The following is a 23,931-nucleotide window of genomic DNA, read 5'->3' on the forward strand; positions in this document are numbered from 1 at the left end:
AATTATTTCTAAAGGGAAGTTACATATTGTCGATACAGTTTCTGAGAGAGCCAGTTCATCAATTACCCCTCAGGTGTTGATGGCTACTAAAACAAAACGTCGGAAAACCCGACAGCCAGCTGCTGCTGGGTTAAAAAGTAGGAGAGACAACATGTCTTTATTTGTCAATACTAACGTGTCTTCATTAAATGCCCAGCGTCAGTTATTTGATGTTGGCAATTCGCTAACTACCTCTTTTGAGCGACTATCCTCAGGGTTTCGAATCAATAGTGCCGCCGATGATGCTGCGGGTTTACAGATCTCGGATAGATTAACATCACAAATTCAGGGGCTAAACCAAGCGGTGAGAAATGCTAATGATGGCGTTTCGTTGGCTCAAACTGCTGAGGGAGCACTATCCGAAACTACCAATGCGTTACAGCGCATTCGAACTCTTGCAGTACAGGCACAAAACGGAATAAATAGTACCGCCGATAGGGTAGCGCTCAACGAAGAAGTCACGGCGTTAAAAGAGGAGATGTCTCGTATTGGTACAGATACGGAGTTTGGCGGCCTGACAATATTGAGTGGTAGTTTTAGCGCTAGCTTTTTGGTTGGCGCAAATGAAAACCAAAAAATTGATGTGTCAATCGCTAACACTAACGGTTTCGGTGCCACTGGTCTAGCGGTAACTGGTGATGTATTGAGCGCCGGCGGTGCATCTGGACTTATGGCACAGGTAGATGCTGCAATTTCGACAATAGGTTCGACAAGAGCTGAGTTAGGTGCTATTCAGAACAGATTTCAATCTACAATTAGAAATTTAGGCAATATCTCTGAGAATGTATCTTCAGCGCGAGCTCAAATCAGGGATACAGACTTTGCTACTGAGACTGCAAATTTAACCCGAAATCAGATTATTCAGCAGGCAAGTACCACTGTACTATCTCAGGCTAATCAGCGTCCTCAGGCCGCACTACAGCTTCTAGGATAACATTTATTATCAGCCGACTACTCCTAGAGTGAAGTCAAGGGCTAGTGCCTTGGTGCCTACTAACTGTTAAAGCCAGCAATTAGACATAGTTTATTTGCTGGTTTTTTTGTAGTTCGTTTAAAAAGGGTTATCAAATACAACATCACATTTGTGATTTCCTCTGAAAACTTTCACTACTTCCAGCTTGTATTTACTTATCCATCAACATTGTTCAACGATAATCACCGTTTTTTATTATCGCTTCTGTTTACAACGTGGAGCATGAAATTCAACACCCTATTTTTCTACACTTGACTAAAAAATTTTTGTTCTTTAATGGCTTTTAAAGCTATGAAAAGTAAGCAAATTTTTAAATATAATTGTTTTTTTTATCTCAGAATGTAAAAAAGGCTAAAGGAAAATATGTAATAGGACGATAACTAATACAAAGGGAAGGTAAAGAGTGTTTTTATTCCCAAGTGCTTATAAAACCAATAGTAAGGCACTAAAAAAGACTTTATTCACGTAAAATAAATAAAGTAAGTTTAATTAAAGATCATTAAAATCAAAATCTTGATATGTTAAATCTACAATTTAAAAAGTTACTAAAGTAATTGCCATTTAATGTCGATAAATATAAAGATTTGTTAGAAGGTTGGAGCTGCTGACAGGCGAGAATGAAACCAGGAGGTAGTGAGAGGTTTGAGGTCTGGAACATCAATCTCACCAGCCAGCAAAGAGAAGATACCTTCTCTACTTGTAAGACTCCATTGGTAGTGTGCCAAAAGAGCGTCAGAAGACTCTGACATATCAATATAAGCATTTAACATGCCAGAAATGCAAAATAAAAATAATAATAGCGTTTAAATTTTAATTTGTTAGGAGAAGAAAATGAGTTTATTTGTAAATACTAATGTGTCTTCACTGAATGCTCAACGTCAGTTGTTTACAACAGGCAATAATTTGAGTACGGCCTTCGAACGTCTATCTTCAGGTTTTCGTATCAACAGCGCTGCTGATGATGCGGCTGGACTGCAAATATCAGACAGGCTGACTTCACAAATACAGGGTTTAGATCAAGCTCAGCGAAACGCTAATGATGGTATATCACTAGCGCAAACTGCTGAAGGAGCCTTGCAAGAGAGTACTAACGCGTTACAGCGCATCCGCACGCTGGCTATCCAAGCGCAAAATGGTATTAACAGTACTGCTGATAGAGTGGCACTGAACCAAGAGGTAACAGCACTCAAAGAGGAGCTTTCTCGAATTGGGACAGATACCGAATTTGGAGGGCTAACAATTCTGAGTGGAAGTTTTAATGCGAGCTTCCTTGTAGGTGCTAATGTAGACCAAAAAATAGATGTTTCAATAACTAATACAGGTGGTTTTGGAGCGACTGGGTTAGCAGTGACAGGGGATGTATTGAGTGCTGGCGGTGCCTCTGGACTGATGGCGCAGGTGGATGCCGCTATATCTGCAATAGGTTCGACAAGAGCTGAGTTGGGTGCAATCCAGAACAGGTTTCAATCTACAATAAGGAATCTTGCCAACATTTCGGAAAACGTTTCAGCGGCGAGAGCACGTATTAGAGACACTGACTTTGCCGCTGAGACGGCAGAATTGACCCGTAATCAGATATTGCAGCAGGCTACCACTACAATCTTGTCTCAGGCTAATCAGCGTCCTCAAGCTGCGTTGTCTTTATTAGGTGGTTAATTGATTAGGTCAGAATACCAAGAATAATGGGAAGAAGTTGAGAGGTCATTCCCTATTGAGAAATGACGGCCGATGAGGCCGTCACCATACAAAAAGCCTACAAACAGAAATTAGAAGCATTGGTTGAGAGGCCAGTTCATCTTAATAAATATTTGTTCGTAGGTTGAAACAGCGTTTGCTCATTCTCCTAACTAGAGCAAGTTGGCCGAGGCTTTTGTCTCGGCTTTTTTTATTGTTGCCGAAACCCCTGCCAAAAGCAATTATAGATAAGCATAAACCGCTCCGTGTAAAGTTAAGCAGGTTTTGTACCAACGTGTAATTTAAAATGATGAGATTACACCATTTATCTGAAAGATAAAATCTAGCCTTAATGCCATATTGACTGCTTACCATGCAAAATTATCGAGGTTACCGCAACTTACTCTCTTATGAGTGATAGTGGGACGTTACATGAGTAATCACGATCTTTTAATCAAATCTCTCTTTGTCTGATAATTGTTGATACAAAATTTTGCAAATTAAGCCCTTAAAATCAACCTAATAAGAATCAAGCGGAAAAATAATAAAAAAATACTAAAGAAGTTCAGAACGCTGTCGATAACATTGTTGAGGGGTAATTCAATTTACTTTTAAATGGGGGGGTGAAGCGGAGTAGTGACCGATTCAACTCAAACTGAAAGGATCTGGCGGGGTAAAGTAGCGCGTCAGATCGCCAGGAGGTAATTTATGTCTTTATTTGTAAATACAAACGCGTCGTCTTTGAATGCACAACGTCAGTTATTTGACGTAAGCAACTCATTAAGCAAATCGTTTGAACGTTTATCGTCGGGTTTCCGTATTAATAGCGCTGCAGACGATGCTGCGGGTCTTCAGATTTCTGACAGACTTACGTCGCAAATTCAAGGTTTGGACCAAGCTCGTCGTAATGCAAATGACGGAGTTTCTGTAGCTCAAACTGCAGAGGGAGCACTATCAGAGACTACCAACGCGTTACAGCGCATTCGAACTCTTGCAGTACAGGCACAGAACGGAATAAATAGCACTGCCGATAGGGTAGCGCTTAACGAAGAAGTCACGGCGTTAAAAGAGGAGATGTCTCGTATTGGTACAGATACAGAGTTTGGCGGCCTGACAATACTGAGTGGTAGTTTTAGCGCTAGCTTTTTGGTTGGTGCGAATGAAAACCAGAAAATTGATGTGTCAATTACTAACACTAACGGTTTCGGCGCCACTGGTCTAGCGGTAACTGGCGATGTATTGAGCGCCGGCGGTGCATCTGGACTTATGGCACAGGTAGATGCTGCAATTTCGACAATAGGTTCAACAAGAGCTGAGTTAGGGGCTATTCAGAGCAGATTTCAATCTACAATTAGAAACTTAGGTAGTATCTCTGAAAATGTATCCGCTGCGCGTGCACAAATCAGAGACACAGACTTTGCATCAGAGACGGCAAACTTAACAAGAAACCAAATCATTCAGCAGGCATCTCTTTCGGTTTTGAGTCAGGCAAATCAGCGCCCTCAAGCAGCGCTGTCTTTACTTGGTTAAGCATACTTTTGGCAAGTATACTTAATTGTGAAAAGTAAAGGGTGTTTACGCATACGTAGGCGCCCTTTTTGTCATTTAAGTGGAGAGATCGTTGATGAATATTCAAAATACTCAAGGTGGTCAGATTTTTGCTTCTGCCTTACCCGTCAAAGTGGAAGTGCCAGTGCAATCGCCACAGGTTCAGCAGAGCGAAGTCAGTAACAGTAATGAGGTGAGTTCACAGTCTGTACCTTTAACTACAGAAAGCCTAAGAAACGTAAGCCAAAATTTGTCTCAAGTTCTCCAAACTACGTCCGATATAAATAACAACGTGGAAGATGATAGTCAATTGGGTGATGCAATATCTCGTGTGGAGTCCTTTTTGCAGGGGCAAAATCGCAACTTATCGTTCTCTATAGACGAAAACACTAAACGGTCAGTAGTAACCGTGCTTGATTCTGACTCTGGAGATGTTATCAGACAGATACCTTCAGAGGAAATACTGATGCTTGCAGAGCGTATCCAAAATTTGCAACAGGACATCGGAAGCAGTGTTGGAGTATTCATAAACAATAAAGTTTAGTATGAGGTGAGTTATGTCAATAAGTTCCCTTGGTGTTGGTTCGGGTCTAGCGCTCGATGATTTAGTAAGACAGCTCATTTCTGCAGAAAGGCAACCAAAAGAAACACGTATTAATGCAAGAGAAAAGGCCGTCGATGCTGAAATCTCAGCGTTAGGAAAAATTAAGTCAAAAGTTTCAGACTTCCAAAATGCAATCGAAGAGTTACGCAATGGTAGTAACCTCAAGAGTCGACAAGCATCGGTAATTAACCCTTTCGAAGAAAATGATACGCTATCAGCAGATGCTTCTACGTCAGCTTTGCGTGGCTCGTACGATATCACTGTGCAACAATTGGCGTCAGGAAGTCGAATTACTACAGATCCAGGGGCTTTTGTGTCCAGTTCTGATACTTTATTATCTTCTGGAACTGGTTCTTTGACATTCAGCGTCGGCGCCGACGATAGTTTCACAGTTGAGATAGGTGCTGCAACAACGCTCTCCGAACTTCGAGAACTCATCAATAACTCAGAGAATAATTTCGGTGTCACTGCAAATATTATCGATACAGGTACTAACGATGGACCTCGCTTAGTCATTCAGTCTGAAAAAGCTGGGGCCGGTAATGATTTGGTAATAACGAATGATACCGGAAATGCCGAACTTGACCGGTTATCAACCACCGGTGGAACTAATAATATCGATGCCAACAACATTCAAGGGGCTAGGAACGCCATTGCTGTAATCGATGGAATTGAGGTGCAGAGCGCTAGTAACGAATTCAAAAATACTATCCAAAATGTATCCTTTACCGCCAATGAATTGTCTCCCAGAGACAATAACGGCGTACAAATAGCAACCAAATTGACTATTGGCTTTGATAAAGAAGGTGTAGAAGAGAACATCAAAAGCTTTATCAGTAACTACAATTCATTAATTGATGAGATAGAGAAGCTTACTCGCTACGGAGCCACTGAAGAGGACAGTGATGGACCGTTAGCAGGGGACTCATTGTTGCGGGGATTACAGTTAGGAATATCTACTATCGTTGGTGAACAAGTTTCAGGTTCATCAGTAAGCAGCTTATTTGAGCTGGGCATAGAGCTCAATAAAGACGGCAGACTAGAAATAGGCTCAACTGATTTCGGACTTGGTGCCGGTCAGGCGCGGCTTGACGACGCTCTTGAAGATAGTTTCGACGATATTTCTACACTGTTCAATCAAGAGAATGACGGTATTGCTTTTAGGCTTGATGAATTGATTGAACAGTACTCCTCATCGAGTGGTTTAATTAGTTTGAGAGAGCGCAGTGCTCGAGATGAAAAAGAAAGTGTCGATACGGCAAGAGAAACATTGGAGTTGAGAATGTCGAGCTTCGAACAAACTGTGCGATCGAGGTATGTTAATTTAGATAAAACTATCTCTCAGCTTAATCAAACCGGCTCAGCTCTGTTTGCAGCACTGCTTTAAAAGGGGTTTAAAACATTATGTCTTTACGTGGTATAAAAGCTTATCAAAAAACAAGTGTAAAACAAGATGTGTCTACGGCTGATCCGCATAAGCTCACATTATTACTACTTCAAGGTGCCATGGACAGAATTGCCTATGCGAAAGGAGCTATGGAGCGAAGAGATTTCGTTAATAAATCTAAACTTGTGACTAAAGCAACGTCAATTGTTATGTATTTGAGAGACACGTTGGATATTGATATCGGTGGAGAAATTGCTGAAAATTTGTATGCACTCTATGATTATATTATTGGTATCGTTAATGACGGCCATTTTAACAATGATACTTCAAAGCTCGATGAAGCTTATAGCTTGTTAGAACCGATAAGGGATGCATGGGTTTCTATTCCTGAAAGCGCTAAATTAGAAGCATACGAAAAAAAGAGTATGGCAGCCTCGAATGGATGATGACAGAAGAATATGTCTTAATAACACTTCTAGTCCTCTTTTTTTGAGTTTAGTGAACAGCAAGATAGAAGAAGAGCTAAGGAGCACGAATAGCGAGTTAACGGCCTTACTTAGACTTGTTTCAATTAGGCACAAACTTGTTACTCGAGAGATAAGTAAACTAACCGAGGAGCACAGGCAACAGTTCGTAACGCTAGAACTTGAACAGAATAAACGCTTAGAAGTATTCACATTACAGTTGCTTGAAGAAGCAAAAAGTGAGGTAATAAATCTCAAACGAGCGAATCATGCAGTTAAGAGATACAAATAATAATGCGTAAAGCCATACAGCTGTACATAGATGAAGAGCAATCACAGTTAGAAAAGGAAGAAGCGCTACTTCCCACGATTACAAAGAATTACAAAAAAAGTTTAACTAGCTTTCAACGTAATGTCCCTTCTATTTATAGGCTTCTCAAAAACCACACATTCCAGCATCATTCAGTGTTCGTAAATAAGGATGGTGAAGTTGACATTGTGGAATCGAACTCAGGGACGGTTTTCTACGGTTCTGCAGTATCGGAGTCAATCTCAATTCACGTCGATTTGTTTTTGGCTAACCCACAGTACTTACAATTCATAACTCCTGAGAGCAATTCGATTGGAAACACTCCTCGTTTAAACGAACAAGCTCTAGTTGTCTTTGGCGTTGGGATCGGTAGGCATCTTATTGAGCTGCTGAACGCGACTGATATCAAACATATGGTTGTTTATGAACCCAATATGGATTATTTGGTTTGTTCACTTTATGCCGGAGTGTGGCCACGCATTTTTGACATTGCGCGAAGGAAAAAGGTATCTCTCTATCTTCAAATATCTAATAACGGCAAGTCGCTTTTTTCAGACCTGAATGAGTTGCACGGCGCCTTTGGTGTCTCCTCGTCACTGGTTTATTTTCATTATCACTGTAGCGAGTTCGATGATATTCGCGACGAATTGGCGGCTAATAATTGGTGTTTAAGCTGGGACCTAAGACCAAGTATAAAAGATATCCGTTTTGAAAATTACGTGCCTAAGTGGACACCAGTAGTGACGTCTTCATTGTGGAGCGCAGATAACCTTAATCACGCTAGGTTCGCACGCAACCTAGAGGCTTTTAAAAAGTATTTTCCCGATATCGCGGATGAATTTGCACAATATACCCCACTGCACTGGCAAGTAGTCGCTAACGCGGCCGGCGAAGTCAATTTGCTTAACATAAAGCACGAAACCTACTTACTCGGCGACAATGCCAAAAAAGAGTCCGAAAACATTTATGCAATGTTTAGAGACAACCCTAGTAGAGATGAGTTGGTTCTGAATTACACCGGTGGAAAACTTTATCCTCACTTTCACTATCGCACAGTTGTAAGAATTCAAAACGAAGTGAAAAAGTATACGACAGATAGTACTGTTTTAAATCACGGTATTAAATCGTTACTTCTATTCGGTATAGGGAATGGCTACCAGCTGCAGTGTTTGTTGGACGCCCACGAAATTGGCAAACTGTTTGTTTATGAGCCTAATCGTGACTTTTTTTATTCCTCTTTATATTCAATAGATTGGACAGCGCTGCTGAAAAAAATGGATGCCAGTGAGAGCAGTATTTATCTCAATATCGGTGACGATGGTTCAAATTTGGTGCGCGATTTTCTTACTCAGTTCGATAGGGTGGGTAGTTACAACCTGGCAAACATGTTTTTGTTTAAAAGTTATGATAACGACGTGCTCGAACCCACGCTGAATAACTTACGAGAAGAAATAAGGCTCGTTATAGGGTTAAGTGATAACTTTGAGAATTCTCGCTATATCGTGTCGCATAGCAAATGGTCAGTCGAAAATAATTTCAAATACTTGTTAAAAACTGAAACGAAACCGCGCGTTCTCAATGACGTACCGGTATTTATCGTAGGCAACGGCCCGTCCTTAGATAATCTTCTCCCTATTTTGAAAGAAGAGCACGCGAATGCGATAGTCATTAGCTGTGGCACGGCCTTACAGGTACTGCATAAAAACCACATCGTGCCTGATTATCACGTTGATTTGGAAGTAAATAGGTCGCCCTACGACTGGTTGGTCAGAATAAATGACAAAGATTATCTAAAAAAAATCACCCTTATCAGTGGTAACGGTGTTCACCCCGATGTCATCAATGCCTATAAGAACGCGTTCTTGTCATTAAAGAAAGGGGAGCCAGCAACGCTTATTCTTGAGTCTTTATTTAGCGAACACGAATTTGTCTCGTTGAAATATTCTTACCCAACAGTTTCTAACTTTGCGATTGACTGCGCGTTAGAACTCGGGTTCAAGCAAATTTATCTCTTTGGCGTCGATTTGGGTTTTGTCGACCACAAACATCACCATTCTAAACAGTCTGGATATTATCTGGAGGATGGGGAAGAGTACATTGAGTATACGCGCGCCTACAATACGTCTTTAACTGTAGAGGGTAACTTGAGGCCGTTTGTCAATACCAAGTACGAATTCAAGATGTCCAAGACCATCATTGAATTGGCGTTAGGCAACGCTGGTGCGGACGTCGATGTCTACAATTTAAATGACGGCGCCAAAATAAAACGTACCAATCCTCTGGAGCCTGAAAACATTCTGATCCTGTCGGACGCTCATAAAAAGGCCGAAGCAATAGACTGGTTAGAAAATACGGCACACAAAACGCTCGATAAGGACATTTTTGCTGAGCGTTTTAATGAGAAAGTCAAAAACAGCGACTTACTCTACGGTCTCCGTTTGCTTGAAAAAGTGATGAGTAAACCATTCAAAGGAAGAGTTGACGCAGAAAAAGCGATAATAAACAGTAGAAAAGTGATTATCGACTTGTTTAGAGACGACAAGCCTATAGTAATTTATTACTTGCATGGCTCGGTAAATTACGTAAATACCGTATTAAGTAAAACACTGAATATGTCAGACGATGCAGAATGTTTAGAGCTGCTCAATGGAATTAGAGAACAGTGGATATTATTTTTGGCTGACACAAGCGTAAGTATGGAAGTTGCCCCTTACGAACTGGACTTTATATCATGTAGCCCACTAGAGCGTGCTCAGATCAGAGTTCCTGAATATTATGCTGGTCAGAGCCTAAAGGCATATAGTAAGCACGCAGAGTCGGCGCTGGCCTATGCTTCAGATATACTTGGCATAAATTTCAGCGAGCTTTCACCAACCAGCGACAAGCTTCGGATTGAGTTTTACCAAAAAAACTTGGTTTTCAACCTGCAAAGCGCCGAAAAGTTGTGCTTGATTGTAACCAATCAAAGAGATTTGGAAAGCTTGCTAAGTGCAGACGTTGACGCATTGCTTGTTTATCTTCCTCCGTACTTTAGTAATAAGAACTATCTTTTCGAAGGCTTTGATAATAAAGAGAACTACGCTTTTTTTATTGCATTAAATGCAGCGACGTGCAGCCCGTCAGTGAAAGTGGTGGTGCCTAAGCTCACTGAAAGAGAGCCACTTGATGTCTTGTCTGAGTATCTAACGGAGTTTACTTGCTTGTCGCCCTTTACTTGTTATGAGTCTTATTATTATACAGCTTTCACGCGTGAGTATTTGAGTGAAGAAGAGATGGTGAGTGGTGCAGACGAACGTTTTAGGTTTTTACCTTTTGTTAGGGAAGAGAATCTTTTCTTGGTGCTTTGAACGCTAACTATTCATCAGCTACCATCATAGTTATAAGAGAGGTTAACTCCAAGAAATTTAATCGAGTGGAAAGACAAGGGCTTGATATTAGAGTTATAAACCGAAGAAATTGATGGCGAACTCCAGACCGTTTCCGAGTGTTCACAGTTTGACCACGAGTGCCACTATTAATATCTGAATTTTGGACCTTATCTTTGAAGGGAGAGCTGAGATTTAATCATAGCTTGTTTTGCATTGGATTTCCGAGGAAATAGAGGGTCCAATTATCTCAGCTATTAACTCTTTTCTAGATTTATCTTCGGAATATGAACTAAAGTCTTCAACTGTGCAATTAGAGCAAATCCCTGACTTCTCACTGAAATCATACAATGAGCGCCTCATCATACTTAATTTTCTTGATGTATAAAGGTCAAATATGTTTTGGTTTGAAATATTACCAACATTTTCTAAGTTAAGCTTGTTATCGTGAAATGATTCACAGCATGGTTGCACATTACCATCATAAAAAATTGTAAATTCACGAAACGGCCTAGCACAAGGGGAGGTTCTTATACTTTTTTTAGCACTATTTTTCTCGAGTGTGCCACCTCTATTGGTACCATCTCTTCTCCAGTCTGGCCATTGGATTAATATTTTTACACCTTCTATATAACACGAGATAGAGCTGTTAGCTTCAATGAAACGAATATCCAATTCTTCATCGAAATCATTATAGTTAAGTTTCTCCAATAGCTTAAATAAGCGGCGTTGAATTATTGTGCTATTTTGAACAACATTAGGTAATGGGTGTAATGTAACGCAAACATGATCCAATCCGCTGTTAGAAAGCGTTTTAAGTAGAGGTAGTCGTAAAAAATCACCATTGGTATTAAACCCAATATGAGCAGCAGGTAGATATTTACGAATAGTGCAGATCTTATTAGCTAGGTTTTTATCTAAAAGGGGTTCATTATAAAGGTTCAATGATATCTTGTTATCGTACCTTACCTCGGATAACTCTATGCAGACTTTTTCTAGAAGGTTTTGTTTCAAGTAAGACTGAGAGTTTTGTCTATCAGAAAAACTGACAGGGCAGTAATCACACTTTCGATTACATTCGTATGATAACTCAAGGTTTATAACTTCAACGTGTCTCTTAAATAACACTTTTTTATCAAGTTCTTTCAAGTTACCAGCAGAAGTATCTCCCATAAGTAACTTTAAGTTCGTCTCCCCATTAAACCCCACCATTTGAAAATAGTTCATACTCTTCCTTCATATAATTTATTTGAAACAATTTTATTTAGTACACGTGGCTGTTAACTCAAGTTGCCCCGTCAACTAAGTTAGTGCCATCCTATCGATTATATTTTTTATTTCATGCTGCTTACCCTGCATACTCAACTGGAGGCTGCTAATTTAGTGAGCTACGTTTGGTCGTATATGATCATAATGTTTCCTGAAATCCTGTGAGTCTAAGTACCTTTTAATTGCAAGCAATATGGCCCACAGGTTAATCAAGAATTGAAAGCAAGTGGTTTTGTCTAGCACTTCCTTCTAAACAATAGCAGTTCTGAATGAAAACCATCTAAGGTTTTTAATCCAAAAGGCCTGACATTGCTTGAAACGGATTCATAATTGGGCAACATTTTTTTGTAGTCTTCGGTGTAAATGGGTTCGTTAACGCCAAACCCATGCTCTTTAATGGTTTGTTTACCCTCGCGTATATTGCGCAGCAATACCCATTTTGTTTTAACTCTATCTACATGATTTAGATAATTTTGTACAACCTCAGGCTCCATTTCTTGAAATGAAATGAAGTTGACGAATAAGTCGACGGGTTCGTCGAGCGCCTCTATCTGCCAAGCCCCAAAAACATTCAGCGGGCGAGCAGTTTTACCGGCGCTCTCAGGTGTTTCCTGTCGAAAATAGCCCCCGACATTGTCTCGCCCAAAAACGTTCGACAAATAGTAGTCTGCGACGTTGAGCGTTGGCGCGATATCGAAGTCCATGTACTTCACGTTGTTATTCGTTTTAGTTAAGATCTCGCCAAGCGTTCCAAAGCCACCGCCAATTTCTATAACAGTACGAAGCTCACTAAGCGGAGTAAACTGATTTAAAAAAGCGAGTCCAAGCAGGTAGTTAAGCGCTGAGCGGCTGAATTTATTTCCATCAAATTCAAAGTGCTCTATGGGATTTCCAACTTCACTTTCGGAAAAACTAAGCAGGCCTGTGTCAGCGTTAGATGAAACACTGGCCAGTAAAACGCGATAATCAGCTTCTGCTTGCTGTCTACCAGTGAACATAGCGTTCAGCGTTTGCTTTTGTTTTTCAGATAGATTGATATGGTTTGCCAGTGACTGTATTAACGCTTCGCTCGTTTGACCCAAACCATTGCCAGGTTGGCCATAGGTGGGAACGAAAAAGGAAAGCGGCAGTGAAGCGCGGCGAAAGTTAGCGATGCCCTCGCTGTCTAAATTTTCGAAAATTTTTTCTGACGCTTCGGCCCAGAACTCTGTGGGTTGGTAAAATGCTGATTGCGCTTTCATGTCGTCGAAAGCTTGTTCGCATGTTTGTTTGAAAATATCCGGACTCATAATTTTCTTCTTTAAACTCTTTCAGTGAAGCGTCTAGTTTTTAAGTAGCTGTTCATCGCTTCCTTTAAACCTCTATGAACGCTTATGCCCTAATTTTTTTGGAATGCAATACAACACGGTTTCAAGCAACATATCACCATAAACTCTGATATGCATATCATAGTTAACACAGTACTCCCTAATGAGTAACGGAATTTCCCAAAGATCTTGGGGTTTATGATAAAGACTAATTGCGAGTACCGGCGTGAAGTCCTTGATTATCTTTTTCGCGCCGTGGAGCGCATTGTACTCGGCGCCTTCAATGTCCATTTTAACGAAATTGGGCGCCATGTGATAAACACTATCATCAAGGCTCACAACTGGTATGGTTGTATTTCCACCCGACTCTGTGATCGCGCTAGACGAGCCTACGCAGCTGTCGAACGATAGCAACGCCATCGTAGACCACACACCAGTAGGATAGATATATAGATTGCGCGAGATGTCGAGTGATCTAGCAGTCTCCTGCAGTTTTTTTATATTTTGATTATCCGGTTCGAAACACGCTATGCCACTGACACGCAGGTCTTTTTTGTTGTTCCATAGGGCTTTGAGCGTATCACCGGTGAAGGCCCCCGCATCTACAAAGCGAATGTCGTCTAGCGCACCAAAAACATTCACGTCAGATGGAAAGTACTGAATTTCTTCAAGTTGAGGAATCACATAATCTTCGGGTTTGAATGCGGTGCGAAAGCGAACTATCTGCTCTAGCAACTCAATACTTTTCGTGTCAGACAACAATGATTTAAATTCACTTATCCGTTTCAGATTTAGACGTTCCTCAAGGTTATCATGCCACCACATACTCTTTGTTTTGAGTTCATGAATAATGCCTGGATAGGCCAATACACTTTGCGTGAAATCTAGGCATCGCGTAAACCCTTGGCTCACCATCTTATTTTTTATTACATGGCTTATAAGTCCTACTGAAATGAGGAGCTCGCAGTGTTTATCCTTGAGCTCTTCAGGCTTTATTACGGGAAGCCCTAGATAAGTCTTAGTGTTTGAAAAATTATCTACAAACCCGTCGACTTTGAGACCACTTTTCGATAAAGCACTAATAAAGGCTTTTCCTTGGATCCCTGCACCAAATATATATCGTTTCATTTCTTGCTCTCTGCGTACATTAACGCTCTTAGAGGGAGGGTCCAATCTGTATTCAGCGGCGCGTATTCTTCTCTAAGCACGTTTTTCTGTATTTTCCCGGTGGGCCCAAGCGGCAGAGAGGAAACAAAGAAGTACTTCAACGGCCTTTGAAATGGTGCAAGCTGACTATTGGCTATTTTTCTTAATGCACGTTCAGCGGTATTGTTTGCCACACAAACCGCTACGACGACTTCACCTAAAAAGTCATCTGGAACACCAATAACGCTGACTTCGTCAATAGCATCACAGGTGGCCAATATGTCTTCAATGTCCTTCGGGTAAATATTAATACCGCCCGAAATGATAATATCTTTCTTCCTCGATACATAACTCAAAAAGCCTTCATCATCCACTTTTCCGACGTCGCCGGTTCGAAAGAAACCGTCTACAAGACTTTGTGAATAAACATCGTCTTTGCCATAGTATCCATTAAATGAAAGTGGCGTTTTAACCACGATTTCGCCAATCTCTCCTTTATCGCAATCGCTTAAATCATCGTTAAGAATTTTGATCTCGACATCTTCACAAATAGTCCCCACGGTTGCATATTTCTTATCAGCATCTGAAGGGTAGAGGTTCGATACTATAGCCACTTCCGTTGTGCCGTAAATCTCATGAAAGTTGCAGCCAAGATACTTAAACAAATCACTTTTCAACTCATTGGAAATGGGCGCTGAAGACGTAACAATGGTGTTTAGAGACTGAAGTTTATCTGAATTAGACACCAAATCATCCTTAAGCGCTTGAAGGTGAGACGACACGGCAATAACGAAACTAACTTGGTATTTGTGCACGGCCGCGAGCCAGTCTGCAGGTGTAAAACGTCGCATATAAACGAGCGTTGCACCCGCCGCCAATGCAACAAAAACGTGCCGTTGTCCTAATGAGTGGAAAAAAGGCGATGCACACAAAACGACATCTTCAGCCGTTATACCGTACAGTTGTATCGTCTGCTGTGCGCGTGCGAGTTTTGTGGCTTGATCCACCATAATGGGTTTCGGATCACCAGTAGACCCAGATGAAAACGTGATTAAAAAATCATCGATGTCAGCGCCGCTCGTGTCGACATAGGCTTCTGTGGTGGTTGAGCGCTCGGCGTCAAGTTCGTCGCTCGTCAACAGCACTTTTGCATCTATCGTTCGGCAAGTTTTGACGAACTTTTCATCGCAAAAAACAGCATTCGCGTCGGCTGCGTTTACCACGGTTTTCAACTGTTCGCGCGTTAACTGGCAGTTGACCGGTATGAGTGTACTGTTGGTCTTGGCAAGACAAAGGGCCCACGCGATAAGGCAGGGAGCACTTTCTGACATCACCACCATACGGACGGGGTGTGAAATGTTGGCGTGTAGGAGTAATGATTCACATTTTAAGGTCAGTTCAAAAAGCTCGTGATAGGTGTAACTTCGTCCATCAAAATAAAGCGCTATCTTATTTGGTTGGAGATTTTGAATTGCCCGTATATGCGAATATAACGCCCTCATTAGCTATCACCTCGTTTAGCATAAACTAACCTGGCTAATGGCCCGACAGTGCGAATTGACTCATCTGAAAGCTCATCGATAGAAAACTTGATTTCAAACTCGCTCTCTAACGTTATAACGAGGTTTAATATAGCGAAAGAATCTAAGATGCCGCTCGCTGCGAATTCAGTGGTAGCGTCAATTGATTGCGCAGCCTCATTTGTGTTCTCTTCTATGTATTCAACAATAAACTGAGTAATTTGACTTTGTGACATAACCTTTCCTTAATCAATGACATCCCAGTGAAGGCGGTCGCCAACCGTGAGCTTTGTCTTTGCTCTCCTTCCTAAAATTTGATTTTTAAACTTAGGATCAAGGCCAAAGCCGGGTCGCACTGATTTAATGTTTTTTTCTGTAAACACCTCACCTTTTTCCATGTCGCCGGAGACGTAGAGAGAGCGTTTACCGTTTTTGTTTTTGAGTGCTTCAGGTGTCAAATCGTAGTTAACGGTTCCGATAGCTTTCTCTGCGGCTCTTATTTCATTGATCATTTGTTGAAACTCAGAAATGGTCAACGAGAAGAAGCTGTCTACGGTTTCTTCTGAATTGTCGAGCTTGATGTGTTTTTCGATTACACACGCCCCCAACGCAACGCCAGCAATGCTTACCCCAATGCCTACCGTATGATCAGAAAGTCCAGCCAGGCAGCTAAAGGTGTCCTTTAAATTAGATATAGTTTTTAAATTCACTTCCTCTGGAGGGGTAGGGTAAGCGGTAGTGCACTTGAGTAAAACGATATCGACACAACCGTGCAGTCTTAAATGGCTTACCGCGTTAGCGACCTCACTTAAATTGGCCAGCCCAGTCGAGACAATGACGGGCTTACCGGTTTTCGCAACCTTTTCAAGAAGAGCAAGGTCGACGATTTCAGGTGATGCAATTTTATAGACCTTACAGGGGTACTGCTCAAGTTCATCGACTGAACTTTCATCGAAAACTGAACCGAATAATTCCACCCCCAATTTTTGCGCTTCTTCAAACAGCGTGGGAAGCCATTCCCACGGCGTATGGGCGTGCTCGTAAAGTTCGTATAACGAATTGTACTTTTCCCACGCATTGGCACTAGGAATAAGAAAGTCCTCTTTTGAAGACTTAAGCGTTATTGTATCCGGCCGATAAACTTGAATTTTTATCGCGTCGGCGCCTGCGCTGTGCGCCGCTTTTAAAAGCTCAATCGCGTTGTTAATATCGCCACCATGATTTCCTGAAAGTTCAGCGATGATATAGGCCTGCTGCCCTTCTCCAATGTGTCTGTCTCCAATAGCTATGTGTTGCATTTTACTGTTCTGCCCCTAGTGATACCCACTGCTTGCTCTCATTAGCCTTACTTGCTGCATCTAATACTGCTAACCCTTCATGAGCATGCGCCCAGCCAAAAACATAGGGTGATGAAAAGACGTTAGTTTCTTTGAATTGCGTTAAACAATCGGCGAGGTCGTTGTATAGGTTGGCAAACGCTTCGATAAAGCCAGAAGGGTGACCCGGTTTAAATCGTTCTCTAATCTCTTCTTTGTGCTCGCAGTTTCCTCTGTCGACAATGACGCGACGGCTGTCAGAGTGCGCAATATGAAGGTGTTCGGGATCTTCCTGAACCCAAGTTGCGCTTGCTTTGTCACCGTACAAGGTAAACTTTAAACCATTGCGATGCCCTAGCGCCGTCTTACTTACCCAATAGTCTGCTTTAAGTCCTTCTTTATACTCCACCCAAAAATGTGCGTCGTCGACGATGCTGTCAAAGATAGAGAAGTTATTAAAATCGCCTAAAACAGAAGCGGGGGTTTGCCCGGTAAGAAAGCCGCAAAGGTGATGGACGTGGACACCGAGATCGAGTAATAGCGTTGGGATCTCACCATCTTGCAGACGCCAAGGCTGTGGATGCATTTTTTCAGGTGGTTGAATAAAGCCATCCGACGGCATTTCAATGCGCATTTTTAATAGCTTTCCAAGATCACCATCGTCGATCATTTTCTTCAGCACTCGGACCATGGGATAACCACTGTAATTAAACGTGACCCCTAAGAAGCCACCGTGTTTCTCTAAAGCCTGTTTTATTTTTAGTGACTGAGACAGGCTAGCAGCCATGGCTTTTTCGCAAATTACCGGGATATTATTCTCAAGCAAGCGGCAAACGATATCCACATGGTCTGGTGTAGGCGTCAGTACGCACATGGCATCGACTTCGGCTTTTTTTTCATCGATGTAGCGTTGCCAGTCACTGTAACATGCGCTTTGTTTTAATCCCCAAACGCTTCCTGTTTCTACGGAACGGTCGAGATCCCGACTAAAACAACCCGATGTAACTTGCCAGCGATTATCGAGTTGGCTGGCGCACCAGTGTGTGTAGCCCACCGCTGAAGTGTGTGCGCCGCCAATAAAACCTAGTTTCAACGGTTTGTAATTCATACTATTTGTTGTCATGACGATTGAACCTTTTTCGTGCAAGGCACTTTCATTACGCGCTGAAATTCATCACTATTCGCGTGGGGGAATAAGCTTTGACAAACACTATCATAAGCATGTGTCGCGGGTATTTCTTCAAACCCAAGATACTTGTTGAGCAATTGTACAAATTTATTGTCTTTGTGAATGACTGCAATCCACGGGGTGTCGGCAAGATGTTCTTCACAGTGTTTTAACTGCCATTGCAGTGCGACCAACGCACTTTGAAAGTTGGTTTCTTTTTCTACGACAAACCACCCCCCAATAAGAAATGTTTTGTCGTCAACCACTACGCTTTCGTGCCAGATGTAAAGCTGTGGCACTTTGCTTTCGTATAATAAATATGACTGGCGCTTCGTATTAAACCACCATGTATAGTGGTCAAGCTTCGATATTTCGCTGTGGTCAATCATGCGCATTTGGTTTTTTGGGTGGTTTCTCGCTGCCAAATAGCGGTTGATGTGAGTGTCGTCAACCGTTTCGAGTTCATACCCATTGCACAATGGAATAAAGGTTTTACCTATGACGTTGGTGGTAGTTTTGTCAATCTTATTGTTATAAATAGCATTGTAAATTCTTTCACAGCCTAACGTATCGACGTTTACCGCGGCAGTGTCGCCAAGCGCTTTAACTCTTTTATGCTGTTGCAGAAACACGCGTACGCAGGCCGCTAATTTTGGCATCATTGCTTCTTTCAACGAAGGCACGTGAAAGTAATGGCCTATATCTTCAAGGTCGGGTAACTTTGTCGTTTGGTTGTCCGATACAGCGAAGGATAACATGGGAATATTGAGTGCGCGGAGCTGGTAAATGATTCCGCCAGCCGCACCAACGTACAAGCTGACGTCTTTTAGCTGTGAGAAAAGTTCGGTTTTCCCTTCAAGGATTTCTACGTTAGTGCACGACTGCAGTTTTGAACCAGATATATTGTCGTGAGGTCCGACTACTAGTGTTACTAGAACGTCGTCTGGCAATTGTGTCGCCAACGCCATAACCTGCGCCGTGCTGAGAAAGTTATGACCGACCATGATACGACTAAGCTGCAGCGAAGAAGGTTTGAATTCTGTTCGCGCAGGCGCTTGTCTTGATAGAGCAGGCATTAACGCATAAGACGGCCCTAACAAATGGACGGCATCTGGGTTGGTGAGTCCTTCGTAAGCCGAAGTGGTATTGCTACCTCGCCATTTAAAATCAATTAAAACATCGCAGTAATGCCTACGTTTCACATCATCGATGACCACAAGCTTTGTCAAATGCGGTGCGACTTGCTTCTCCCACGTTTCATCTATGCCGTAGTGATCAACGATAAGTGTCGCAATGTTTTCCGATTGAATAAGAGTAATCACTTCATCAGCCGCTCTCGTTGTAACGATGCACTGAAAATCGTCTAAGAAATAAGCAATGTCTTGTGAGTACCAGTCAACCGCGAATAAGCAGTCAATGTTTTTATCAACCAGAAAATGCGCTAGATCTCTGCATCGCACAAGATGACCTAGCCCTTTTTCTGGTAACGTTGAAACGACAAAAAGGCATTGCATATCAAGCTGTTCCTTTGATGCTGTTATTGGCTTTAAACATTGCTTCTGCTCTCAACCAGTCGTCTAACGTATCGATGTCTTGTACCAAATGTTGTGGTAAAACAATGGGTAAACTGTGATGTTCAAACATATTCAGGCCCTTTAAGAAGGCATCAGTTTTACCCCAATAAAACTGCCCTGCATCGAAAAACGCCATTTCCAAATCTTGAGAGCGAGTATTGAAATACTCCGGGTTAAACATTTCGACGCCTTGGTTTGTTGTTTTCCTAAACGCTCGTTGAATTGGCGACGGGAAAGGGCAAACACCAAACGCATACTCTTTCTGAGGTTGTTCGATAAGCTGTTGATATGCAGCAGTAAGGACATGTGAAGTCACAAAAGGCGCGGTGGCGTAAAGCGTACATACATAGTCCAGACTGCCCCAATTTGATTGTGCCCAAGTGATAGCGTGTTGAATTACTGGCAAGGTGGCGCAGTGATCATCTGACAAAGCGGCGGGCCGAATAAAAGGCGTTTGTGCGCCCATAGAAATGGCCACTTCTGCAATTTGGTCATCATCGGTGGAAACCAGTACGTGATCAAACAACTGACTTTCTAACGCCGCTTTTATCGCATATCCAATGATAGGGGTGCCGCAAAAAGCTCTGATATTCTTTTGGGGTATACGTTTGCTGCCACCACGCGCCGGTATAATACAAATGTTAATAGGGTCACCTCAACAAGTTAGTTTCAATCTCTCTAGCTGGAGTTTTTGCATAAAATGTCAGTTTTCGTTTCTTATCATACCGCTATATTGACCCACTTGATTCAGTATCGGTATGTTCTCGCAAAACTTAACAGACGAACAAAATTGGAAGAATAAAAATGTACAATAATATATACACTTACACGCCGCTAAGCACCTCTTTTACGGTGTGAATGATGAATTGTACTTCGTTATCAGTGAGTGATGGAAACAAGGGCAGCGTAATCACTTGGCGATAATAGTCTTCTGCCTGTGGAAAGTCGCCTTTTTTGAAGCCTAAGTCGGTATAAAAGGGTTGAAGATGTATTGGAATGTAATGAACATGTGCAAAGACAAGACGCGCACGTAATTCCTCTATAACCTGCCGATGGGTAATTTCAGTCAGGCGTGTAGCTAAAATACAAAACAAATGGTAACTGCTGTAGCAAGAATTTTTTACAATGAGGGGTTGAATGAAATCTTCGTTGGCAAATCCCGCAGCATATTGCTTTGCAATGTTATTTCGACGGGCAACATAGTCGTCTAATTTCTTGAGCTGGCTGAGGCCAAGTGCTGCCTCGACATCGTTCATGCGGTAGTTGTAACCCAACGTTACTTGTTGGTAATACCAAGGTCCATGGGGCGTCTCGGTCATTTTATCTGAATCCGATGTTATACCGTGACTTCGCGCCAAACGCATCCTTTCAGCGAATGTGCTACTGTTAGTTAGCGCCGCTCCCCCTTCGATCGTCGTTACTATTTTAACGGGGTGAAAACTGAATACACAGATGTCCGAATAGGCGCAGCAACCAACGGGCTTGTCTCTATAAGAAGCGCCTACAGCGTGTGATGCATCTTCAATGACATAAAAATCGTATTGCTTGGCTAACTTTGATATGGCTTCCATATCGCAAGACTGACCAGCAAAATGAACAGGGATAAGTGCCTTTGGAAGACACTGTCGCTTCTTAGCAAGTGACAGCTTTTTTTCCAGTTTTTGGGTGCACATGTTCCCAGTAAAGGGATCGATATCCACGAAATCTACGCTAGCACCGCAGTAAATTGCACAATTAGCAGAAGCGACGAAGGAGTTAGGTGACGTCCATACGGTGTCCCCTTTTTTAATATCCAAGGCTAAACAAGCTAAATGAAGGGCAGAGGTGGCGCTGTTGGCGGCAACTGCATGCTCGGCATGCGTGTATTCGGTCAGTGCTTTTTCAAATTGCGGAACCGCAGGCCCTTGAGTCAACCAATCAGACTTCAAGGTGGATACTACCGCTTCTATATCACTTTCATCTATGTGCTGTTTACCGTAAGGAATCATCGAATGCCTTCGTCGTTGAATGAGGCTATCTCTTCTAAATTTAAAAAATGACTGTTAGTGTCTGATACGTATTTAAAACCTGGTTCTACCGGCGTGCCACTCTCATTGAGCGCGTTTTTTGTGAAGTCATTGCTTCGGTGGAAGAACTTAATTGCGGGCGCGATAACGAAATGGTCATCATATTCGAATGTATGAAATGCCATATCGCCAGGACACATCATCTCGTGTAATTTTTCACCGGGACGGATGCCTACTATTTTAATCGGTATATCTGGTGCCATTGCTTTTGCAAGATCAACGATTTTGATTGATGGAATTTTGGGAACAAATATTTCTCCGCCCAGCATTCGTTCAAAATTCTTAAGTACGAATTCAACACCCTGTTGAAGGGTAATCCAGAAGCGCGTCATATTTTGGTGTGTAACAGGAATATGTTTTGTGCCATCTTTAATAAGCTTCTTGAAAAAGGGGACAACTGAACCTCTAGATCCCACAACGTTTCCATATCGCACCACAGAGAAGCGAGGTTTGTCAGTACCCACCATATTATTTGCCGCGACAAATAATTTGTCTGATGCAAGCTTTGTTGCACCATATAAATTCACCGGGTTTGCCGCTTTGTCTGTTGAAAGTGCTATAACTTTTTCTACGCCGTTGTCGATTGCTGCATTAATAACATTTTCGGCACCATCAATATTTGTACGAATACACTCGGTCGGATTATATTCTGCTGCGGGAACCTGTTTCATGGCGGCCGCGTGAATGACAAAGTCCACTCCCTGCATAGCTCTTGTCAGTCTGTCCTTATCGCGAACATCACCAATAAAATAGCGCATGCAGTTAGCATTAAACTTTTGCTGCATTTCGAACTGTTTTAGTTCGTCACGAGAATAGATAATTAAACGCTTTGGTTTGTATTTAGCCAACAGAATCTCTGTATATTTGTGGCCAAAAGACCCCGTCCCACCAGTTATCAGTATTGATTTCCCATCGAACATATATCTGCCGCTGTTTTTATGATTATGAAATAAATATATCATGTGTCGGCGGTAATGCCATAAACCATTAGTTTTTATGTGAAATTCACACGGATTTTTATACTTTAGCTAGCTCGCCTGTTCGTAAATAAACCATATTAAAGTAGGGCAAAACCTACCTCAGCTTTGTTCATGACTTTCATTTCTTATAAGAAATCCGTTGTTGAGTATTAAACTACATATGCTGCACTGAATTTTAATACCAATTGGTAATGCTTATAAGACGTGGTTGGTTAGATGTTGAGCAGTATTGTGCTATTATTGAAATATGATTTTCTGATAGGCAGAATTATGCAAATAGATAACAGCGGCCCATCCTCGCTAATTGGGCAGATTCAAGAAAAGCAAAACAACCTTTTCGAAAAACTCGCCTCCGGCAAAAAGGTCAACAACGCCCTTGACGATGCTTCCGCCCAACAAATCATCGATCGCCTAACCTCCGAAGTCGAAGGCAATCGCCAAGCTGTCAATAATGTGTATGACGGTATCTCAGTTGCGCAGGTGGCAGAGGGCGGTTTAGGTAGCATTAATTCCGACGTTGATAGAATTCGCGAGCTTACTATTCAGTCAGGCAATGGTATTTTAAGTGCAGGCGATCGGCGTTCTATTCAGTCTGAAATTACCCAGCTTCAAGAAAATATCTCGCAGACCATTGAGCAAACCAATTTTGCTGGCAAGCCTCTGTTATCTGACAATGGCTCGTTAAATTTTCAGGCCGGTGCAAGTTCTGAACAATCCATCAGTGTCCAAACTCAAGATATTGCCGCGCAGCTAGGTGATGTACTCAATATCGATATCACATCAGGCACTAGCGTAAGTGATGCGTTATCCGCGGCCGATTCGGCGCTTGAAATAATTGGTGGCGCTAGAGGGGAGCTCGGCGCAACACAAAATCGGTTTGAAAGCGCAGCGAGGTCGTTAACACAAGCTAATGTTAATACCGCTGAAGCGCGCAGCAGAATACAAGATCTCGATTTTGCACAGGCGTCATCCCAGCGAGCATCTAACGATATTCAGTCACAAGCTGCGCTTACCGTTCAAGCCCAGGCTAATCAGCAACAAGGCCAAGTATTGGCGTTGCTTAATTAATCAATGACGCATTTTACATAACGCCAACAGCGACATTTTCTCCAAATTAACCAAAAGAAGCAGGGTAACCTGCTTTTTTTATTGATATATTTCCGTAAACATCGGTTGCACAGTTATCTTTTACCGTTACAATTTGCTAATGCGCTAAACTAT

19 protein-coding genes are annotated in these 23,931 nt (G+C 42.1%); 8 read left to right on the forward strand and 11 right to left on the reverse strand.

Annotated features, from left to right (window positions below):
• The first annotated feature begins 151 nt into the window (after nucleotides 1-151).
• From ACOJR9_RS05015 to ACOJR9_RS05045, 7 genes are all read left to right on the forward strand, one after another.
• Nucleotides 152-973: a flagellin gene (locus ACOJR9_RS05015; RefSeq protein ID WP_071979692.1), complete on the forward strand. Its 822-nt coding sequence runs from the start codon at nucleotides 152-154 to the stop codon at nucleotides 971-973.
• An 870-nt stretch (nucleotides 974-1,843) separates the two neighbouring features.
• Complete coding sequence (locus tag ACOJR9_RS05020; RefSeq protein WP_420935266.1) at nucleotides 1,844-2,668, forward strand: flagellin; 825 nt, start codon at nucleotides 1,844-1,846, stop codon at nucleotides 2,666-2,668.
• A gap of 726 nt (nucleotides 2,669-3,394) precedes the next feature.
• Nucleotides 3,395-4,216, forward strand: coding sequence for a flagellin (locus ACOJR9_RS05025; RefSeq protein WP_420935267.1), 822 nt, complete (start codon nucleotides 3,395-3,397; stop codon nucleotides 4,214-4,216).
• Between the two features lie 94 nt (nucleotides 4,217-4,310).
• Nucleotides 4,311-4,778 (forward strand): flagellar protein FlaG, encoded by a 468-nt coding sequence (locus ACOJR9_RS05030; RefSeq protein WP_420935268.1) that lies wholly within the window; start codon nucleotides 4,311-4,313, stop codon nucleotides 4,776-4,778.
• A gap of 13 nt (nucleotides 4,779-4,791) precedes the next feature.
• Nucleotides 4,792-6,225, forward strand: coding sequence for a flagellar filament capping protein FliD (fliD, locus tag ACOJR9_RS05035; protein ID WP_420935269.1), 1,434 nt, complete (start codon nucleotides 4,792-4,794; stop codon nucleotides 6,223-6,225).
• A 17-nt stretch (nucleotides 6,226-6,242) separates the two neighbouring features.
• Nucleotides 6,243-6,671, forward strand: a complete 429-nt coding sequence (fliS, locus tag ACOJR9_RS05040; RefSeq protein ID WP_420935270.1) for a flagellar export chaperone FliS — start codon at nucleotides 6,243-6,245, stop codon at nucleotides 6,669-6,671.
• Nucleotides 6,672-6,983: 312 nt separating this feature from the next.
• The gene (locus tag ACOJR9_RS05045) at nucleotides 6,984-10,346 is read left to right on the forward strand and encodes a 6-hydroxymethylpterin diphosphokinase MptE-like protein (protein ID WP_420935271.1); all 3,363 of its coding nucleotides are present in this window, start codon (nucleotides 6,984-6,986) and stop codon (nucleotides 10,344-10,346) included.
• Between the two features lie 213 nt (nucleotides 10,347-10,559).
• Here the strand turns inward: ACOJR9_RS05045 and ACOJR9_RS05050 are convergent, their stop codons facing one another.
• From ACOJR9_RS05050 to pseB, 11 genes are all read right to left on the reverse strand, one after another.
• Nucleotides 10,560-11,591 carry an SPASM domain-containing protein gene (locus ACOJR9_RS05050; RefSeq protein WP_420935272.1) on the reverse strand — a complete coding sequence of 344 codons (1,032 nt, stop codon included), beginning with the start codon at nucleotides 11,589-11,591 and terminating at the stop codon, nucleotides 10,560-10,562.
• 278 nt (nucleotides 11,592-11,869) lie between these two features.
• Nucleotides 11,870-12,922 carry a putative sugar O-methyltransferase gene (locus tag ACOJR9_RS05055; protein WP_420935273.1) on the reverse strand — a complete coding sequence of 351 codons (1,053 nt, stop codon included), beginning with the start codon at nucleotides 12,920-12,922 and terminating at the stop codon, nucleotides 11,870-11,872.
• 72 nt (nucleotides 12,923-12,994) lie between these two features.
• Complete coding sequence (locus ACOJR9_RS05060) at nucleotides 12,995-14,068, reverse strand: FkbM family methyltransferase (RefSeq protein WP_420935274.1); 1,074 nt, start codon at nucleotides 14,066-14,068, stop codon at nucleotides 12,995-12,997.
• The gene (locus tag ACOJR9_RS05065; protein WP_420935275.1) at nucleotides 14,065-15,588 is read right to left on the reverse strand and encodes a class I adenylate-forming enzyme family protein; all 1,524 of its coding nucleotides are present in this window, start codon (nucleotides 15,586-15,588) and stop codon (nucleotides 14,065-14,067) included. The genes ACOJR9_RS05060 and ACOJR9_RS05065 overlap by 4 nt, the downstream gene beginning before the upstream one ends.
• Entirely contained in the window at nucleotides 15,588-15,842 is a 255-nt protein-coding gene (locus ACOJR9_RS05070; protein ID WP_420935276.1) for an acyl carrier protein, read from the reverse strand. The genes ACOJR9_RS05065 and ACOJR9_RS05070 overlap by 1 nt, the downstream gene beginning before the upstream one ends.
• 9 nt (nucleotides 15,843-15,851) lie before the next feature.
• Nucleotides 15,852-16,904: a pseudaminic acid synthase gene (gene pseI, locus ACOJR9_RS05075; protein ID WP_420935277.1), complete on the reverse strand. Its 1,053-nt coding sequence runs from the start codon at nucleotides 16,902-16,904 to the stop codon at nucleotides 15,852-15,854.
• 1 nt (nucleotide 16,905) lies between these two features.
• Entirely contained in the window at nucleotides 16,906-18,045 is a 1,140-nt protein-coding gene (locus ACOJR9_RS05080) for a Gfo/Idh/MocA family protein (RefSeq protein ID WP_420935278.1), read from the reverse strand.
• Nucleotides 18,042-19,604 (reverse strand): hypothetical protein, encoded by a 1,563-nt coding sequence (locus ACOJR9_RS05085; RefSeq protein ID WP_420935279.1) that lies wholly within the window; start codon nucleotides 19,602-19,604, stop codon nucleotides 18,042-18,044. Before ACOJR9_RS05085 ends, ACOJR9_RS05080 begins: the two co-directional genes overlap by 4 nt.
• Nucleotide 19,605: 1 nt before the next feature.
• On the reverse strand, nucleotides 19,606-20,310 hold the full coding sequence (gene pseF / locus ACOJR9_RS05090; protein ID WP_420936054.1) for a pseudaminic acid cytidylyltransferase: 705 nt from the start codon (nucleotides 20,308-20,310) through the stop codon (nucleotides 19,606-19,608).
• 178 nt (nucleotides 20,311-20,488) lie between these two features.
• Nucleotides 20,489-21,652, reverse strand: a complete 1,164-nt coding sequence (pseC, locus tag ACOJR9_RS05095) for a UDP-4-amino-4,6-dideoxy-N-acetyl-beta-L-altrosamine transaminase (RefSeq protein ID WP_420935280.1) — start codon at nucleotides 21,650-21,652, stop codon at nucleotides 20,489-20,491.
• Complete coding sequence (gene pseB, locus ACOJR9_RS05100; RefSeq protein ID WP_420936055.1) at nucleotides 21,649-22,650, reverse strand: UDP-N-acetylglucosamine 4,6-dehydratase (inverting); 1,002 nt, start codon at nucleotides 22,648-22,650, stop codon at nucleotides 21,649-21,651. Before pseB ends, pseC begins: the two co-directional genes overlap by 4 nt.
• A gap of 330 nt (nucleotides 22,651-22,980) precedes the next feature.
• Between pseB and ACOJR9_RS05105 the strand changes: the two genes are divergently transcribed.
• The gene (locus ACOJR9_RS05105; protein ID WP_420935281.1) at nucleotides 22,981-23,778 is read left to right on the forward strand and encodes a flagellin; all 798 of its coding nucleotides are present in this window, start codon (nucleotides 22,981-22,983) and stop codon (nucleotides 23,776-23,778) included.
• Nucleotides 23,779-23,931 lie beyond the last annotated feature (153 nt).

This window comes from Alteromonas ulvae (assembly GCF_048987005.1).
Classification (GTDB): Bacteria; Pseudomonadota; Gammaproteobacteria; order Enterobacterales; family Alteromonadaceae; genus Alteromonas.